13 protein-coding genes are annotated in these 17,674 nt (G+C 73.9%); 5 read left to right on the forward strand and 8 right to left on the reverse strand.

The window, feature by feature from the left end; translation table 11 throughout:
- Positions 1–114 precede the first annotated feature (114 nt).
- The gene (locus tag ACWD12_RS16190; protein WP_450100054.1) at positions 115–888 is read left to right on the forward strand and encodes a DNA-binding response regulator; all 774 of its coding nucleotides are present in this window, start codon (positions 115–117) and stop codon (positions 886–888) included.
- A 19-nt stretch (positions 889–907) separates the two neighbouring features.
- Here ACWD12_RS16190 and ACWD12_RS16195 read toward each other — a convergent pair whose 3' ends face one another.
- From ACWD12_RS16195 to ACWD12_RS16220, 6 genes are all read right to left on the reverse strand, one after another.
- Positions 908–2,719, reverse strand: a complete 1,812-nt coding sequence (locus tag ACWD12_RS16195; protein ID WP_450100055.1) for an ATP-binding cassette domain-containing protein — start codon at positions 2,717–2,719, stop codon at positions 908–910.
- Entirely contained in the window at positions 2,716–4,563 is a 1,848-nt protein-coding gene (locus ACWD12_RS16200) for an ABC transporter ATP-binding protein (RefSeq protein WP_450100056.1), read from the reverse strand. Before ACWD12_RS16200 ends, ACWD12_RS16195 begins: the two co-directional genes overlap by 4 nt.
- Before the next feature lie 283 nt (positions 4,564–4,846).
- Positions 4,847–4,996, reverse strand: coding sequence for a VenA family class IV lanthipeptide (locus tag ACWD12_RS16205; RefSeq protein ID WP_268823938.1), 150 nt, complete (start codon positions 4,994–4,996; stop codon positions 4,847–4,849).
- 151 nt (positions 4,997–5,147) lie between these two features.
- The gene (locus ACWD12_RS16210; RefSeq protein WP_450100057.1) at positions 5,148–7,052 is read right to left on the reverse strand and encodes a S9 family peptidase; all 1,905 of its coding nucleotides are present in this window, start codon (positions 7,050–7,052) and stop codon (positions 5,148–5,150) included.
- The gene (lanL, locus tag ACWD12_RS16215; RefSeq protein ID WP_450100058.1) at positions 7,049–10,114 is read right to left on the reverse strand and encodes a class IV lanthionine synthetase LanL; all 3,066 of its coding nucleotides are present in this window, start codon (positions 10,112–10,114) and stop codon (positions 7,049–7,051) included. The genes ACWD12_RS16210 and lanL overlap by 4 nt, the downstream gene beginning before the upstream one ends.
- Positions 10,115–10,519: 405 nt before the next feature.
- Complete coding sequence (locus ACWD12_RS16220) at positions 10,520–11,284, reverse strand: SDR family NAD(P)-dependent oxidoreductase (RefSeq protein WP_436772812.1); 765 nt, start codon at positions 11,282–11,284, stop codon at positions 10,520–10,522.
- Positions 11,285–11,511: 227 nt separating this feature from the next.
- On the opposite strand from ACWD12_RS16220, the gene ACWD12_RS16225 reads away from it, so the two are divergent.
- Positions 11,512–12,285 (forward strand): MerR family transcriptional regulator, encoded by a 774-nt coding sequence (locus ACWD12_RS16225; RefSeq protein WP_450100059.1) that lies wholly within the window; start codon positions 11,512–11,514, stop codon positions 12,283–12,285.
- On the opposite strand, the gene ACWD12_RS16230 is transcribed toward ACWD12_RS16225, so the two are convergent.
- On the reverse strand, positions 12,206–13,405 hold the full coding sequence (locus ACWD12_RS16230; protein WP_450100060.1) for a PASTA domain-containing protein: 1,200 nt from the start codon (positions 13,403–13,405) through the stop codon (positions 12,206–12,208). The genes ACWD12_RS16225 and ACWD12_RS16230 overlap by 80 nt on opposite strands.
- 359 nt (positions 13,406–13,764) lie before the next feature.
- Between ACWD12_RS16230 and ACWD12_RS16235 the strand changes: the two genes are divergently transcribed.
- From ACWD12_RS16235 to ACWD12_RS16245, 3 genes are all read left to right on the forward strand, one after another.
- Positions 13,765–14,595: a Nif3-like dinuclear metal center hexameric protein gene (locus tag ACWD12_RS16235; RefSeq protein ID WP_358356375.1), complete on the forward strand. Its 831-nt coding sequence runs from the start codon at positions 13,765–13,767 to the stop codon at positions 14,593–14,595.
- Positions 14,596–14,732: 137 nt separating this feature from the next.
- The gene (locus tag ACWD12_RS16240) at positions 14,733–15,476 is read left to right on the forward strand and encodes a zinc ribbon domain-containing protein (RefSeq protein WP_450100087.1); all 744 of its coding nucleotides are present in this window, start codon (positions 14,733–14,735) and stop codon (positions 15,474–15,476) included.
- Positions 15,473–16,696 carry a bifunctional RNase H/acid phosphatase gene (locus ACWD12_RS16245; RefSeq protein WP_450100061.1) on the forward strand — a complete coding sequence of 408 codons (1,224 nt, stop codon included), beginning with the start codon at positions 15,473–15,475 and terminating at the stop codon, positions 16,694–16,696. Before ACWD12_RS16240 ends, ACWD12_RS16245 begins: the two co-directional genes overlap by 4 nt.
- Before the next feature lie 39 nt (positions 16,697–16,735).
- Here the strand turns inward: ACWD12_RS16245 and yaaA are convergent, their stop codons facing one another.
- On the reverse strand, positions 16,736–17,533 hold the full coding sequence (gene yaaA / locus ACWD12_RS16250; protein ID WP_450100062.1) for a peroxide stress protein YaaA: 798 nt from the start codon (positions 17,531–17,533) through the stop codon (positions 16,736–16,738).
- Positions 17,534–17,674 lie beyond the last annotated feature (141 nt).

A 17,674-nucleotide genomic window follows, 5' to 3' on the forward strand; every position in this document is an offset into this window, starting at 1 on the left:
CACTCGGGAGTCGATCAACCGCATGGCGTGAAGATGCCATTTGTTCGGCATTGAACAAACGGATCGGCGCCGTGGCGGGCCACGCTGCGCCGAGACGGCGACGGGGGACGAGCCATGGACCGCGGTACGAGGCGGGCGGAGCAGGCGACGGGCACTGCCGCCGCCGCGAAGCGCGAGGACATCCGGGAGGCCGTGGCCCAGGCCCTCGACGAGTCCGCGTTCCACGCGAAGCAGGGCATCCGCCCGCCCACGCTGGTGGTGCCGCCCCCGCAGGTGGGCCATGCGGCGGCGCGGTTCTCCCGGACCGCACGCCACGAGATGCTCATGTTCGACGACCCCTCCGGCTGCCTGGACCAAGGGGTTCCGGAGCGGAAGCTCGTGCACGTCGCCAACTGCATGCGCGGGGCCGCCGCCCAGGTCCCGGCCGTACGCCAGATCACCTCCCGGCAAGGGCTGCTCCGCGACGCGCCGATCGGCACGATCGCGTGGCAACAGGGCGCCCACGCCCGGCTGATCCCGCGGATCCCCTTCCGGCTCTCGGTCATCGACCGCACCGTGGCACTGCTGCCGCTCGACCTGGACGTCTTCTACAACGGCATGCTCGTCGTCCGCGACCCGGTGGTGGTCGCCGCGCTCGTCCGGGTGCACCAGGGATGGTGGAGCAGCGGCGAGGACCCCGGTGCCGACCGGCCGGCCCACGAACTCCCCGGCTACTTGGCCCCCGTCCTCGGCTGCCTCACCGAGGGCCTCACCGACGCCGCCGCCGCGGCGCGCACCGGTCTTTCCCCGCGCACGTACGCCCGGCGCGTCAGCGAACTCCTGGCTCTGCTGGGAGCCGCCAGCCGCTTCCAGGCCGGAGTGCTCGCCGCGCGGCGCGGCTGGCTGTGAGCCGGTACGCGCCCGCCGCTCAGGCGCGGGGCGCGCTCGCGGTGGACCAGTGGCCGATCAGGTCGTTGTAGAGGGTCGAGCGCGCCATCAGCTCGTCGTGCGTCCCGACCGTGGGCAGGTGGCCGTCCATCAGGAGGATCTGGTCCGCGCGGCGCGCCGAGTCCATCCGGTGGGCGATCACGATGAGGGCTCCCGGGCGGGCCGCGAAGGCGGATTCGGCCAGTGCCTCGGTGCCGGGGTCGAGGTGGCAGGTCGCCTCGTCGAGGATCACCAGGCGGGCCGGAGAGACGAACGTACGTGCCAGCGCGATCATTTGGCGCTCGCCCGCGGAGAGGGCCGCCGGGTCGGGGAGCTCCGCGTCGTAGCCGCCGATCCGCTCCGCGAGCTCGCGGGCGCCGACCAGGCGTACGGCACGGTCGAGTTCGGCGTCGGTCGCGGCGGGTTGCAGGTAGGCGAGGTTCTCCCGGAGCGTCCCGGCGAAGACATACGCCTCCTGCGGCACGACGGCGATCTCCCGTCGCAGGCGCTCCTCGCCGAGGTCGGACGTCGGCACGCCGCGCAGCAGCACCGTGCCGTGCTGCGGCGTGAGCAGACCCGCCAGCAACGCCGCCAACGTCGACTTGCCGATGCCGCTCGGGCCGACGATCGCGAGGTGTCCGCGCTCGGGGACGGACAGGTGCAGGCCCTGGACCACGGGAGCCGCGTACTGCCCGTAGGAGAAGGTGACGTCGCGGGCGGTCAGCGCGGCGGGCCGGATGGAACGCTCGGTGCCGGGTGCCGGGAAGGCGGCCAGGGGTTCGGCCGCCGCCTTCGGCCGCCCGCCGGACTCGGCCAAGCGACCTGCCACCACGCCCAGTTCGAGGATCCAGTCGCCCACGGTCGCGGTCAGCGCGCGCAGCGCCGGGGCCAGCTCCTTCACCAGGTAGAGGACGGCACCGGCGACCTCGCCGGGGGAGAGAGTGCCCTCGCGCAGTAACCGGGGGGCGGCCAATAGCAGGATGATCAGCGGAAGTTGACCGCCGATACCGACGATGAGCAGGCGCAGCGCGGAGGCTCGGGCCAGTGCCCGCGCGGCCTTCGCCTGGGCTTCGATCGCGACCCGCAGTTCCGCGACGACGCGGTCCTGTGCGCCGAGTGCGACAACGTCCCGCAGGCCGCCCACGACGCGCCCGGTGTCGGACGCGATCCGCTCGTCGGCAAGGACCAGCGCGCGGCGCCGCCGGGCCAGCGGCCCGAGGAGCCGGACGAACAGCCACGCGGCCGGCATCAACGGGATCAGGACGAGCGGCAGCACGATCGGGGCCAGGACCGCGAGGCCGACCAGCGCCGCTACGACGGTGACGGCCAGCTGCCGCAGGGTCCGCAGCAGCGACGCGGTCAAGTTGCGGCAGGTCTCCACCTGCTCGGTCAGCCGCGCGACGGCCGCCGACGGGTCCGTCCCGCCCGGGCGCCGTCCCGCGACCGCGGCGTCGAGTGCGCCGCCGACCACGCGGCGCACCAGCGCGTCGCGCAGCGGCTCGACGACCGCGGCGAGGTGCGGGAACATCGCGTACGTCGCGGCCACGCGCAGCAGCATCGCCAGGCCCAGCACGCCCAGCAGCACGAACCCCACGGCGTTCCGCCCCGCCAGGAACCCCTGGTCCAGAGCCGCGGCCACCAGCGCGCCGGACAGCAGCGCAGGCATGCCCTCCAGGACCGACCAGCCCAACACGCGCAGGAACGCCGCTTTCCGCGGACGGAGTTCGCCGACCAGCAGATCGCGGCCCGCGCGTATGCCACCCGGGTCGACCGGTGCGTGCCGTGCATTGTCGCGTGCCCGGCGGCGGATCACCGCGCGTCCTCGACGGGCGGTCCGATCGGAGGACGCGAGGCCGAGCTGGACACGGTGCCCAAGGCGGCGCCCGACGCGGCACCCGATACGGCACCTGATACGGCACCTGATACGGCGCCCGAGACGAAGCCCGAGACAGCGCCCGACGCGGTGCTCGACACCGAACTCGCGAAGACCGCACGGTAGTCCGCGTCGTCCCACAGGTCTTCGTGCGTGCCCAGTGCGCGGATGCGCCCCGCGTCCAGCCACGCGACCCGATCGGCCTGCGCCGCCGCGGCCGCGCGGTGTGCCACCACGATGCGGGTGCGTCCCGCGAGCCGCCGCCGGAACGCGTCCATCACCTGATGCTCCGTCACCATGTCGAGGCCCGAGGTCGCGTCGTCCAGCACCATCACGCGCGCGTCCTGGGCGACCGCGCGGGCCAGGCCGAGCCGCTGCACCTCGCCGCCGGACAGGCCGAGGCCCTCGACAGGGGTGGAGTAGCCGTCCGGAAGACGCAGGACGAAAATGTCGGCCTGGGCGATGGCCGCCGCCCGGCCGATCTCGCCCGCCCCCGCGCCCGGGCGTCCGTACCCGAGCGCGTCGCGCAAGTCGGAGCCGAGCAGGGCCGGATCGGGGAACGCGTACGCCACCGCCCGGCGCAGCTCCCCTTGGGCCAAAGCCGCCACCGGCAGCCCGTCCACGAGGACTTCGCCTTCGTCGGGGTCGTGCAGCCGCCCCGGCAGCGCCGCCAGCAGCGACTTGCCCGAGCCGGTGGTGCCGACCAGTGCCAGGCAGGTTCCGGCGGGCACGGTCAGGTCCACGCCGCTCAGCAGCGGGCGGTCGTCGGCCGCGCGGACCGACACGTTGCGGAAGGCCAGTTCGCCCCGGCCGGGGGGCAGGACCCTTTTGGTCCCGTGCGGGGCGACGGGCACGGACAGCAGTTCGTCCGTACGCCGCCGCCCCGCACGGGCGTGCGCCACTCCGACCAGGCTTTCCAGCTGTTCCAGGAACCCCAGTCCGAGTGCCGCGTACCCCGCGGCTGCCACCAGGTCGCCGGGGGGGATCCGCCCCTCCGACAGAGCCCACCCGGCGACCGACAGCACCGCGAGTTCCACCACCGGTGCGAGCAGCAGGATCTGGGCGACGGCACGCCGTTGTGCGCGCCACAGTCCGTGTCCGACGGCGGAGAGTTCGGGGAGGGGCCGCAGTACGCGCGACTCTTCGCGGTCGCGCGTGCCGCAGGCCCGGATGGTACGGATGCCGCCGAGGGCGTCCGCGAGTCGTGCGGAGATCCGTGCCTGGACCTTCTGGTAGCGCTCGTTCAGGTCCGTCGCGTGGACCATGAACGTGCGCACGATGACCAGGGCCGGCACCAGACCCGCGACGAACGCGACGGCCAGCCACGGGTCGAGCAGTCCGAGGGCGACGATGCCGCCGAGCGAGGTGGCCAGTGCCCCGAGGGTGCCGATCAACGCCGGTACGAGCCGCGCCGCGTCGGGCGCGCCACCCACCAGACGCCCCGTCACATCGCCTTCGGGGTACGGGTTGCGGCCTCCGGTACCGAGCGCCACCACGTGGTCGGCGAGTCGGCCGCGCAGCCGCGCGGTGAGCGCGGCCGTCAGCGTGGGGCCCGCCAACTCGCCGAGCAGCGCCGCGATCAGGCCGAGGGCCAGCACCGCGGCGAGCGGGGGGAGCGCGGAGCCCGCGCCGCCCCCGTCGAGGATCGTGTCGACCGCCTCCGCCGCCGCCGCCGGAAGGAGCAGCGCGGCGGCGGACGCGGCCGGCACGGAGACCGTCAGCGCGGCCATCGGCCCGGGAGCGTGCCGCCAGGCGGCACGGAACCCGGTTCCGGAGTCGGCCACGTCGAAGGTCCCTTCCTGTGTGGTGGTGCCTGAATGCGTTGGTGCCTGAATGCGATGGTGCGTTGGTGCAGTTGCCGTGCCGTGCTGTATTCGTCCGCTGCGGCGTCGGTGCCGCCGCGTACGTACCTCGTGCACGGCCCGGTTCTGGTGTCGCCTCCGCCGTGCTGGCAGAGTTGTCGGAGAACCGGGAGCTCCTGATTCCGGCAGGAACTCCCGGTTCTCTCACGGCGGTCCGGGGGTGGATCCGGACGCCGTCACCGACCACCGGCCTCCCGGCGGGGCGTCAGCAGCCGATCGTGAAGATCAGGCAGGTGACGATCAGGCAGGTGAACTGGCAGCCGCCGCCGCCCCCGCCGTGGCCGCCGCCCAGCTCGACCGACTCGGTCTCGGGCAGGCGCTGCAGGGCCGCGAGGTCGGTCTCAAGGTTCTGCATGATGGTGTCCTTTCGTGACACGGACCGCCCCCCATTGGGTGTCCGTGGATCGTGGGCCGCGGCGCGGTGCGCACGCGGGTGGTGCCGGGGCCGCCGGGCCGAGGCCCGTCGGTGGGCCGGTCCGCCCGTCCGGCAGCTCGCGCGGGACTCGTCACGAGTCCCGCAGGAACGCCGTGAGGCGGGTGTACAGCTCCGGGGCCCCGTCCCCGGCGAAGACCTCGTGGCCTTGGCCGGGAAGCTCCAGATAGCGGAAGTCCGTCCCCTCGCAGCGTCCGAGCTGCAGGAGCCGGTGCCGCAGGGTGCGGGACTGGCCGACCGGGATGATGTCGTCGCGGTCGCCGTGCACGAACATCAGCGGTGCGCGTACGCCTTCGCAGAGGCGTACGACGTCGCGCGGTCCGAGGGCGTCGTCCAGTTCCACGTCGCCGCCTAGGCGCGTCATCAACGCCCTTACCGGCAGCGAGGCTTCGGCGATCAGCCGCGGGCCGGACAGGAAGGGCGCGATGGCGAGCACCCGAGACCAGGAGTCCGGCGACGTGCACGCGGCCAGCAGAGCGAGGTACGCGCCGTAGCTGGTGCCGAACAGCGCCGGCAACGGCAGCCCCGCGGCGGCGCGTTCGCTCACCAGCGTGCGGGCGATCGCGGTGATGTCGTCGAGGTCCGGTCCGCCCCAGGCGCCGTGCAGGCACGAGGCGTACGACTCGCCGTAGCCGATGCTGCCCCGCTGGTTCGGGGCCACGACCGCGACCCCGTTGGCCGCGAGGTGCTGGAGCACCGGGGAGAACTCGAAGCGCCAGGCTGCCGCCGGGCCGCCGTGCAGCGCCAGGACCACATGTTCCGACGTCCGCCAGTCCAGACCGCCGTAGACGACCGACTCGACCGGCCCAACTTCGCCGACCAGAAGCTCCAAGTGTGCGGATTCCCAGACGGGTTCCGACGCCGGGTCGTCGGCCGAAGCGGATTCCTCGGACGCGGTCGCCGCCGCGACACCAACTGCCGCGACCCCAACGGCCGAGCCGCCCGCGGCCGGGGCACCGGCGGTGCCCGTGAGGTGCCAACTGCCGGGCCGGTCGGGCAGCACCGTGGCGAGCCCGCTGGGCCGGTCCGGCGCGGAGAACGGGATGTGCAGGCCCGACCGCGTCCATCGGCCCAGGCCGCCGAGGCAGCCTTCCGGCATTTTGACGTCGAGGAGCGTGCCCTCCGCCGGCCCCCACACCGCCAGGCGCGAGGTCGCGCCCCGGTCGAGTTGCAGCGCGACACGGTCCCCGTCGGGGGCGATCGCCACCGGGCGCACCGTCGTGTTGGGCAGGTGCACCATCTCGGGGAACCGTACGCGGCCGGGCGCTTCGCCGCGGTCCTCGGCCAGTCGGATCCACCCGAGGCGGTCGTGGCCCGGCGCGTCGCTGGAGATCACCAGCAGGCCGCTGACCGGATCGCACATCTGCAAGCGGTCGTTGCTGGTCTCGGACATCTCGAGGAGTGGGTTGAGCGAGCCGTCGTCGAGGTCGAGGACGGCGCTCTTGACGCGTCCGTCGCGCACCGCGTCGAGCGCCAGCCGGCGCCCGGCCGGGTCGAGCCACACGCCCCCGCCGAACAGGCCCTGGAGTTCCGTCAGGACCTCCAGCGGACCGCCGTCGAGCGGTACGCGCCACATGGTGGTGACCGGCGTCGTGTCGGTGCCGAGAACGAGGGCGAGGCCGTCCGGACCGGGGTACGGCAGCAACCGCAGGCCGGGGCTCCGGACCGTGGCGATCCGCCGCTCGGCGCCCTCGGGTCCGCCCAGGAGCACGAGTTCGTGGTGGCCCGGCTCGTGCCGGCAGACCAGCACGCTGCCGTCGTCGAGGGCGAGCAGCTGCGTGTGCAGCTGCTCCGGCTTGTCGGCGTGCGGGCGTTCGGGAGCGCTCAGCACGCCCGAGCCGTCGTCCGGGCGCAGCGACCAGGACTCGACATGCCACGCGCCGTCGCCGGCCGTGGCCAGGCAGGCGGCGTGGTTGCCGTCCGCGGAGAAGGAGTAGCTGACGCGGCGCAGGGGCGGCGCGACGAGGGTCGTGGTCATGCGGCGTGTCCTCCTTCGGTCTCGGCGTCTTTCCGGGCGATCGGGGATGTGTCGGCGGGCGGTTCGGTGGCCATGGTGTCCATGCCGCCCAGGCGCGAGGCGGCGTCCACCGGGTCCACCCACAGGCGCGGGCCGCCGTGTCCCAGGCGGAGCAGGAAGGCGACCACGCCCGCGAGGCCGGTGCCGTACGACGCGGAGATCCCCACCGCCGTCTCGTCGCACGGTACGAGCCGGCCGCCGACCGACGCGCTGCGCGCCGCGACGAGTTCGGCGCATTCCTCGGCATAGCCGCGGTACAGCTCGGCACCGCCCGGGTCGGACAGTTCGGCGACGTCGAGCAGGAACTCGCCGTTGCCCGCGAGTCCGTGGCAGGCGGTCGTGCCGCTGTGCCAACGGGCCCGGCGTACCGCCGTCGCGGCCTGTTCGGAGAGGTCGCGCAGGACCGGGTCGCCGGTGGCGTCCCAGAGGCGGATCAGGAAAGTCCCGACACCGGACGAGCCGCTGCACCAGTGGGCGAGGCGCACCCCCGGCGGATCGGCGGGCCCCTGGGCCCACCACGCGGCGCCGTCCTCGGCGCGCACGGTTCGCGAGAGTGTGCGTCCCGCCGCCAAGGCCGCGTCGAGGTACGCACCGCGCCCGGTGGCCCGGCCGGCGGCCAGCAGGAACGCGCCGATCCCGGCGACGCCGTGCGCGTACCCGAGGTGGGCGGCGCCCGCGAGCTGGGAGTCGAAGTCCTTCGGGACCTGCCACAGCATCAGGTCGCCGTGTTCGCGGCCCGCGGCCAGCAGGCCGTCGGCGCACGCCACGATGCGCTGGCGGAACCGTCCGTCCCCGGTCGCGTCCCACATCCGCAGCTGGGTGAACCCGGCGCCCGCGGCGCCGTGGCACACGTCCGGGTTGGGCCAGCGGACCGGGACGCGCAGCGCCATGTCGGCGGCGTGCCCGGCGAGTTCGCAGTCGTCCAGCAGCTCGGCGGCCTCCATGAGGGCCCACGCGGTGCCCGAGCGGCCGAAGTGCAGGCCGGGCAGCGTGACCGGTTCCCGCGCCGCGTGCTCGCGCAGCCAGGTGGACGCGGTGCGCACGCGCTCGACGAGCATCTCCCGCAGCTCGGGCGCGAGCGTCGGGGTGCGGGCGGCGCGGGCGAGGACGCCGAGGACGCCGGCGCCTCCGTACTGCACGCTGCACGGATCCATCGCGGCTCCGCCCGGCGTCACCGGCCACAACCGGTCGCGGCGGTCCGGGGACATGCTCTCGGCGAGGTGCGTCAGGCCGTCCGCCAGCACCCGGCCGAACCGGGCGTGATCGCCGTCGTCAAGGTCGGACCCGTCGCCGGTCGGAGGGCCGGAGTGCGCCGCGGCGGCGTGGTACGGATGCGGCCGGGCGGCGTCGCGTACCCGGCCGGGGGCGGGCACGGGGGCGCCGCCCCGCCGCTCGATGGCGCCGAGGTGTGCGCGCACCCGGGCCAAGTCCCAGCGCTGTCGCGGATCGTCGCGCAGGAGCCCACGGACGGCCGGTGCGAGGAGGCGCGCGGTGCGTCCGTACCGGGTGGCCAAGTCCAGCCAGGGGCCGATGCGTTCGACTGTCGGACGCGAGCCGGCCGCGGTCTCCTCGGCGTCGTCGGGCAGACCCGGGTCGGCGCCGGTGACGAGGAGGAAGAGGAGGCCGCCGAGGCTGTAGAGGTCCGCCTCCGGCGAGACGGCGTGGAGGCCCCGGCCCCGCGCATGGCGCGGCACGGCGCGCTGCTCGGGTGCGCGGTAGCCGGGAGTTCCCGCCGCTCCCGCGAAACTGCCCGCGTCGGCGGCGAGTTCGAGGTCGATCAGGCGCAACCGCCCGTCGGGGGTGACCATGACATTGGTCGGCGCCAGGTCGCGGATCACCAGACCCGCGCGGTGCATGCCCCCGACGACGCCGAGGAGTTCGGCGACGACGTCGCGGGCGAGGTGCCACGGCACGTCGGGCGAGCCGCCCGGATCACGGGGTTCGGTGCCGGCATGGCGCATCACCCAGGCGCGGAGCGAGGTTCCGGATATGCGCTCCTGGGCGAGGAACAGCGTGCCCTCCTGCTCGACCAAGGCCACGTGCGCGGGGGTCAGCCCCGTGTCGGCGAGGCGTTCCAGCAGCGCGGATTCGTGGCGCAGCGCGGCGTGGGCGTCCCGACCCGAGTGGTCGACCTCGACGTACGCGCGGGCCTGCTTGACCACGACGTCGGCGCCGGTGACGGTGTCCGTGCCGACGAACACGCCGCCCTTGGCCGAGTGCCGGATCGCCGCGGTGACCGCGAAGCGGCCCGCGACCAGCACACCGCTGTTGCCGTCGGCGTTTTGGCGGGCATGCCGGGACGCCAGCGGATCGGGCGCCCACGGGGGAGGCGAGAACCACGCCGCCCGGGAGTCCTCGACGAGCGAGCCGTCCGGAGCGGTGAGGGTCGGCCGGTACGCGCCGTCGTTGCCGAGGCGCGAACGGTGGGTGAAGCCGCCGTAGCGGTAGTGCACGATGCTGCCGGGACGGCACGCACGGTCGGACATCACGCTCGGGCCGACCATGCCGCGCGTGGCCAGGTCGAGCGCGTCGACGAGCTCGACGAACTCGATGTCGTCGCACGGGTAGACCGTGATGAACTTGCCCGATGAACTACGGTCCGCCTCACGTGAGTTGAGCATGCGCAGCAATTCGGTTCCGGCGGCCAGCTTGAACGGTACGCCGCGCGGCACGACGACGTCGCACACCCGGTCGAGTACCTCGGCCGCACTCCCGGTCGCCGCGCTGACGTGGATCTTCCAGCCCTGCGCCGGCAGCACGTGGTCGCGCGGCGTGACGGTGCACCAGAGTTCGTCGGTGCGGATGTCCCAGACCCGGCGGTCGGCGGTCCGGCCGTCGATGTCGGTGTCGGTGTCGGTGTCGGTGTCGGTGCTGCCGTGCGCGCCTTCCGGCGTCGCCCCCTGCCCGTCGTCCTGTGCCTGGTGCTGCTGCTCCCGGGCGCCGGCCTGCTGGTGCCGGTCGAGCGCCGCTCGGACGCGCTCGACCAGGGTCCCCCCCGGCAGGTCGCGGGCGGCGCCGTGCACGGCACGGTGCCCACGAACTCGTGTTGCGGCCAACCCTGATACCCCCCTCGCGCCCGGTCCGGCGGACCTTTCTCGGTCCGTGGGGCCGGCGCCCGGAAACCTTCCGCCGACGACCGTCCGTTTGGCGGTGTCGGCTTGAACTGCCCGTCGTCCGACCGCTGTTGCTTCGGTCCGTTCGGGACGAGAAAGACCGTACGGTTCGTATTCGCGGCGACTCAACGAGTTACGGAGGGGTTCACCCGCATGGGTGAAGTAACCACCGAATGTCGGCGGTAGTGAAGGGGGAGCTGTAGAGAGCGTGGTGTGACGATATGACGAACGTGCGGTTGGGTGACCCGGCGCACGGCATGCGTACGGGGTGCCGGACCGTGCTCCGACACCCCGTCAACCGGCTTTGTAAGAAGGCTACTTGGGCTGGAAGCGGATACCGCCGTCCAGACGGATGACCTCGGCGTTGAGGTAGCTGTTGGTCAGCAGTTCGTACGCCAGGCTTGCGAACTCCTCCGGCACGCCCATCCGCTTCGGGAACAGCACGGCCGCCCCGAGCGTGTCCTTGACCTGCTGGGGCGCGAGGTCGAACAGGGCCGTGTCCATGGTTCCGGGAGCGATCGTGTTGACGCGTACTCCGATCGCGGAGAGGTCGCGGGCGATCGGCAGGGTCATGCCCGCGACCGCGGCCTTGGAGGCGCCGTACGCGGCCTGGCCGATCTGGCCGTCGAACGCCGCCACCGACGCGGTGCACACGATCGCGCCCCGCTCGTTGTCGGCCTGGGGGTCGTTCTTCGCCATGGCCGCGGCGGCGATGCGGATGGCGTTGAACGTGCCGATCAGGTTGAGCTTCACGATGAACTCGAACGGCGCGAGCGGGTGCGGGGATCCGTCCCGGCCCACCGTGCGGGCGGCGTACCCGGTGCCGGCGCACGCGACGAGCGCACGGAGCGGACCGGCCGCCACGGCCGCGTCGACGGCGGCCTGCACCTGCGCCTCGTCGGTCACGTCCGTGGCCGCGAAGACGCCCTTGATGTCGGCGGCGACCCGCGCCCCGCGCTCCTCGTTCTTGTCCGCGACCACGACGGTGGCCCCCGCCTCGGCGAGCCGTCGCGCGGTGGCCTCCCCGAGGCCGGAAGCGCCGCCCGTGACGACGGCCGAGGCTCCTGCGAGATCGAGCATGGGTCGGGTCCTCCCTGACACTGCCCCGGCGACTGCTTGACCGAAGCAAGCTGATACGACGTCACGGAGCATCGCACGGACGACGCGGGGAGGGGCGGGCCCGGGCATGTGGCGCTGATCGCACCCGATCGCACAGGACCACAGGACCACAGGACCCCACAGCACCACCGTCGGCGCCGTCGGCGCGGGATTGACCTCGACGCGACGTCAACGTCTTGACTTGCGGTATGCGAATCGGAGAGCTCGCCGCACTTCTGGGTGTGTCCACCCGGACCGTCCGCCCCTACCACCACCAAGGCGTCCTGCCCGAAGCCGTACGGCTGTCCAACGGATACCGCGAATACGGCATGCGCGACGCCGTCGCCCTGGCCCGCGTACGCCGCCTTGTGGAACTCGGCCTGAGCCTGGACGAGGTTCGCGACGTCATCGCCGACGACCGCGCCCGCGAGCTGCCCGAGATCCTGCACGACATCGACGCGAGCCTGGCCCGCCAAGAGACGGAGATCCGGGTACGCCGCGCCCGCCTCGCCGAGCTGCTGGCCCGTGCGGACGCCGGGGCGCTCGACACCGACGACACCGCGTCGCCCGCGCAGGCGACGCGCCCGCATGTCGTGTCGGAGTCGGAACTGCGGATCCGTAACGGTGCGGTGTCCGACCTGCGTGTGCCGCGGGCGTCGATCGTGTCCGCGCGGGTGGCCCGCCGGTGGGACCACGAACGTACGCTGTCGGTGGCGAACGGCGAGATGGCCCTTGCGCTTTCGCACCAGACGAACGTCCTGGTGCAGTTGTCGGAGTCGGTGACCGTACACGGGTGGCGCGGACCGCGCGGCGAGGCGCGGACGCTGCGGATACATGCGGACGACGCGCAGGCGATGGTCGACGCGCTGACGGCGACGGACCGCGACGAGAGCCGGCCTGCGTCTAACCGCGCACCGGCTCGGTCGACGGCGACGCCGGCGGCGACGAGGACGGCGGCGCCGGGGCTTTCAGGGTCAGAGTGACCGTCTTGCCGGCGTCCGGGGGTGACTGCGACGAGACCGTGCACGTACCTGCCGACTGGCCGTCCAGGCACTCCGGGTCGGAGGCCCCCGAGCGCTCCGCGTCGAAGCCCGCCCTGGCCAAGGTGCTCCGAGCGCTGCGCCAGGTCTCACCGACGACATTGGGGGGAGGCGCCGGAGGCTCGTTCGTCGCCGTCGGCCGCGTCGCCGTCGGCGGTGCCACCGTCGGAACCCCCGGCCCCGGGACCGTCGTCGGCGGACGGCTCGACGGCGGCCTCGTGGTCCGCGTCGCGCTCGGCGTCCGCGTGGCGGTGGGCGTCGTGCTCGTCGGCGCGTCGGACGACGGTATTTCCGTGGGGACCGTCTCCATCGGCGCGGGCGAGTCACCGCCGCTTCCGGTGGCGGACGGGGCCGTCGAAGTGGCCCCGGCCTTCCTCGTCGGATCCTTCTTGCCCCCGCCACCGGACCCGGCCGAGGCCATGCCGACGATGAGCGCGACCACCACGGCGACCGCGGCCACCGCACCCGCCGCGGCCATCTGCGTACGCCGTGCCTGGTTGCGCCGGGCGCGGGCGGCCCGCGGCGAGGGGAACTCGTCGGGCTCCGGCGTGCCGCTGAGCGGACGTACGGTGAGCGTGGCCCCGGCCGCGACCCCGCGGTCGAGCGTGGAGACCACGCGCAGCGGCACCACGATGGCGTCGTCGAGCGGTGCGCCGTACGCCGTCGGGTCCGGGCCGGTGCCGTCGAACAACCCGCCCGCGCCCACGAGATGCGCTGCCGGGTTCCAGTCCGGCGGAACGGTGTACCGCACGGTCCACACGCACAGTTCGCCCGCGAGTACGTCGCCCGGCTTGCCGTGCCGTTCGACCGTGATGCGGTCGCCGATGTCGCGGCGGAGCTCCAGGACGTACTTGTCGGCGATGCTGCCCGCGTTCCGGAGGGTCAGCGTCGCCGCCACCGTGTCCCCGGGGCGGGCCTCGACCTCCGCCGGCTCGCAGTCGACCTGGACCGCGAGGGACGTGTCCCCGTCGCGCTGCGCGGCCAGATCGGCACCGCAGCCCAGCCCCGCGCAGTACTGGGCAGCCAAGTCGTTGCCGGTGCCGCAGAGTATGCAGTGCACCATGTTTCCCCGCCCCCCTGACGGATACCCCACCCCGGGCCGGTCGGCCGGGCGTGCCCCCGCGGTTCTTCGGGTCGGACGCCGTTGTCGCGACTGCGGCGGGCCTTGTGCGAGCCGGTGCCGCGTGGCCGGTCCTACCGGTTCTGCCGGTCGGTTGGGAGCGTTTCGCGGAATCGCGGCCGGGAGCCGCAGCCGATTCCCGGCGTTTCTCCTGATGTGGGGGAAAGCTTCTCGTGCATTGTCGACACAGTGACGATGATCGGCGGAGGGGCGGCGGACGTCGGGCGAAGGGGCCGCGTCGCGGTGAGTCGCGAAGATCGGCCGCGGCCGGGCGGCGCCGTGGATCACGGTAACCTCGGACCGTGCCCAAGCTCTCCGACGTCCTGACCGCGCTGCACGGCCTCTACGACCCCAGCTGGGCCGAGTCGTGGGACGCCGTCGGCCTGGTCTGCGGGGACCCCGACGCCGAGGTCCGCAAGGTGCTCTTCGCCGTGGACCCGGTGCAGGCGGTCGCGGACGAAGCCCTTGCGTGGGGCGCCGACCTGCTGGTCACCCACCACCCCCTCTTCCTGCGCGGTGTGCACTCCGTCGCCGCGACCGGCTTCAAGGGCCGCGTCGTGCACAGCCTCATCAAGGGCGACTGCGCGCTCGCGGTCGCGCACACCAACGCCGACTCCGCCGACCCCGGCGTCTCCGACGCGCTCGCCCGCGCCCTCGGGCTCGTGGTGGCCGGGCCGCTCGACCCGAGCGCCGCCGACCCGGAGGGTTGCCGGGGGATCGGCCGCATCGGCGCGCTGCCCGAGCCCGAGTCCCTCGCCGCGTTCGCCGCACGCGCGGCCAAGGCCCTGCCGTCCACCGCGGCGGGGCTCCGGGTCGCGGGCGATCCGGAGCGCACGGTGCGGACCGTCGCGGTCTGCGGCGGCGCCGGCGACAGCCTGTTCGGGGCCGCCCGCCGGGCCGGGGTCGACGTGTACCTGACCGCGGACCTGCGGCACCACCCCGCGTCCGAAGCCATCGAGGCCGGCAGCCCCGCACTCGTCGACGCCGCGCACTGGGCGACGGAGTGGCCGTGGCTGGAGCAGGCCGCAGCCGAACTGACGGCCGCGTTGGCCGCGTCCGGGGCTACGGTGGAGACGTACGTCTCACGACTGCCCACCGACCCCTGGGCATTCCACGTTCCCAGCACCACCTGACCGACCCCGATCACGTCGACCGATCACGTCGACCGACCAGGCCGCCCGACCGGGTCGGCCGTACGGTGGCCGCCGCACCGGCGCGCCTCCCGCACCGGCCGGCAGCAGACGACGACCACACGCGCTAGGAGACCCCGCTGAACGCCGCCCCCGCCGACCAGCTCCGCCTGCTCGACCTGCAGGCCCTCGATTCGCGCCTGGACCGTCTCGCCCACCGGCGCCGGACGCTCCCCGAACACGAGGAGATCGACCGTCTCGGCACCCGCCTCGCCACGCTGCGCGACCTGGTCGTCGCGGCCCAGACCGAGGACGGCGACGCCGCGCGGGAGCAGACCAAGGCCGAGCAGGACGTCGACCAGGTCCGCACGCGCGCCGAACGGGACCAACAGCGGCTCGACTCGGGGCACGTCAGCAACCCCAAGGAGCTGGAGAACCTCCAGCACGAGATCGTCTCGCTCGCCAAGCGCCAGGGTGACCTCGAAGAGGTCGTCCTGGAGATCATGGAGCGCCGCGAGGAGATCCAGGGCCGCCTGGCCGGACTCGTCGAAGAGCGCGACGCCGCACAGGCCGAGCGCGAAGCCGCCGAGGCCCGCCGCGACGCCTCCGTCACCGAGATCGACGCGGAGAGCGCCGGCGACACCAAGCAGCGCGAGGTCGTGGCCGCCGCGCTGCCGGCGGACCTGATGAAGCTGTACGAGAAGATCCGCGACCAGCAGCACGGCGTCGGTGCCGCCGCGCTGTACCAGCGCCGCTGCGAGGGCTGCCGCCTGGAGCTGGGCATCACCGACCTGAACGCGATCCGGGCCGCGGCGCCGGACGCGATCGTGCGGTGCGACAACTGCCGCCGCATCCTCGTGCGTACCGCAGAGTCGGGCCTTTGAGCGCGCGCGGGTTCGTCGTCGAGGCGGACGGGGGGTCGCGTGGGAACCCGGGGCCCGCCGCGTACGGCGCCCTGGTGCGCGACGCCGCGACCGGCGCGGTGCTGTGGGAGATGGGCGAGGCCATCGGCGTCGCCACCAACAACGTTGCGGAGTACCGCGGCGTGCTGGCCGGGCTGCGTGCCGCGCGCGACCTGGACCCGGAGGCACCGGTCGAGGTGCGCGCCGACTCCAAGCTGGTCGTCGAGCAGATGTCGGGGCGCTGGAAGATCAAGCACGCCGACATGCGGGACCTCGCGGCCCAGGTCCGCGACGTGTACCCGGCGGGGCACGTGAAGTACACCTGGGTGCCGCGCGAGAAGAACAAGCACGCCGACCGGCTCGCGAACGAGGCGATGGACCTCGCCGCCAAGGGCGAGGTGTGGCGGCCGAAGACCCCGGTGGCGGTCGACCCCGAACTGGTCGAGTCGGCGACGGCTGCGGGGCCGGCGGCGGGGACGCGTACCGCCGTGGTGCCCGGCGCCAGGGCCGACGCGGGCAGTTCGCCGGACCGTGCCGCCAACTCGGAGACGCCGCCCGCCGGTTGGGGGCCCGACCTGGGCACCCCGACCACCTGTGTCCTGCTGCGGCACGGTGAGACGGCGCTGACCCCGCAGAAGCGGTTCTCCGGCGTCGGCGGCGATCCCGAGCTGTCCGAACGCGGGCTGTGGCAGGCCGAGCGCGCCGCCGAACTGCTCGCCGCACGCGGCACGATCCAGGCGATCGTGACCTCGCCGCTGGCCCGCTGCCGCCAGACGGCCGCCGCCGCGGCCCGCCGCCTGGGACTCCAGGTGCGGGTCGAAGAGGGCTTCCGCGAGACGGACTTCGGCGCATGGGAGGGCCTGACCTTCGGCGAGGCCCGCGAACGCTGGCCGGACGAACTCGCGGCGTGGCTGGCGTCCCCCGACGCGCCGCCGCCCGGCGGCGAGAGCTTCACCGAGGTCGCCCGCCGCGTCGTCGTGGCCCGCGACAAGGTGCTCGCCCGCTACCCCGCGAAGACGGTGCTCGTGGTCACCCACGTGACGCCCATCAAGACGCTGGTACGCCTCGCGCTCGACGCGCCCGCGCAGTCGATGTTCCGCATGGAGCTGTCGGCGGCGGCGCTCACCGCCATCAACTGGTGGGCGGACGGGAACGCGTCGCTCCGCGTCTACAACGACACGTCGCACCTGCGGGAGGGGTAGGGCGCGGAGGTCCCGCGGCCGGACCGTCGCGGGGCGGGATCAGATCTCGGAGACGACGACGTCGAGCGCCCACGGCGTACCGCGCTTCGCCGGAGGCTGGGCCTCGACCGTCCAACCCAGGTCGCGCCACGTGTCGGCCAGTTGCGCGGGAGTCCTCGGCTGTGCCCCGGCCTCCAGCAACTGCCGGGTGAGCCGGCCCTTCGTCGCCTTGTTGAAATGGCTGACGACAGTGCGGCGGACGACGCCGTCCACCTCGCGCTCGTGCAGCACGCGTACCGTCGCGGTACGGCCCGCCACCGCACCTGTCGGCCGCCACGCGGGCGTGTACGCCGACGACCGCAGGTCGAGCACCAGCCCGCCGCCCGCGAGTTCGGGCAACGCCGCGTCCAGCGCGGTACGCCACAGCGCGGGCAGCGCGCCCAGCCCCGGCAGCCGCACACCCATCGACAGGCGGTACGGCGGCACCCGATCCGTCGGCCGCAGCGCGCCCCACAGGCCCGAGAACACCAGCATGCTCCGGGACGCCCGTCTGGCCGCGGCCTTGTCGAGCGTGCCGAGTGCGAGCGCGTCGTACAGCACCCCCGTGTACAGCTCCGCCACCGGCAGCGTCGGTGCCTCGCGCAGCTCCAGATTGCGCAGCACCTCCCCGCGCAGCTTCGGGCCCAGGCCCAGCACTTCGAGGGCCTTCATCTCATCGCCCTCGCACAGGGTCACCAGCGAGTCGATCACGCGCTCCCGGGCCTGGGTCAACCCGGGAAGGGAGAGCCCGGCCAGGTCGAGCGCGGGGCCGGAGCCCCCGGAGGCCTTGCCTTCCGAGGGCGGCAGCAGGACGAGCACGGACGGAACTCCCAGCGACGCGCGGATGATGCGCCCTACCCTATGACGCGCCCGGGACGGTGAATCATGACGCGCCCATGCTCCGGACCCGGCCGCGGAATCCGCAGGTGAGGAGGCCGGCCGACCGGTTGCGGAGGCAGT

Source organism: Streptodolium elevatio (genome assembly GCF_053592165.1).

Coding starts and splice junctions, on each gene's coding strand:
- ACWD12_RS16225 (WP_450100059.1), top strand. CDS start 11,512: ATGCGAATCGGAGAGCTCGCCGCACTTCTGGGTGTGTCCACCCGGACC.
- ACWD12_RS16205 (WP_268823938.1), bottom strand. CDS start 4,996: ATGCAGAACCTTGAGACCGACCTCGCGGCCCTGCAGCGCCTGCCCGAG.
- ACWD12_RS16210 (WP_450100057.1), bottom strand. CDS start 7,052: ATGACCACGACCCTCGTCGCGCCGCCCCTGCGCCGCGTCAGCTACTCC.
- ACWD12_RS16230 (WP_450100060.1), bottom strand. CDS start 13,405: ATGGTGCACTGCATACTCTGCGGCACCGGCAACGACTTGGCTGCCCAG.
- ACWD12_RS16190 (WP_450100054.1), top strand. CDS start 115: ATGGACCGCGGTACGAGGCGGGCGGAGCAGGCGACGGGCACTGCCGCC.
- ACWD12_RS16220 (WP_436772812.1), bottom strand. CDS start 11,284: ATGCTCGATCTCGCAGGAGCCTCGGCCGTCGTCACGGGCGGCGCTTCC.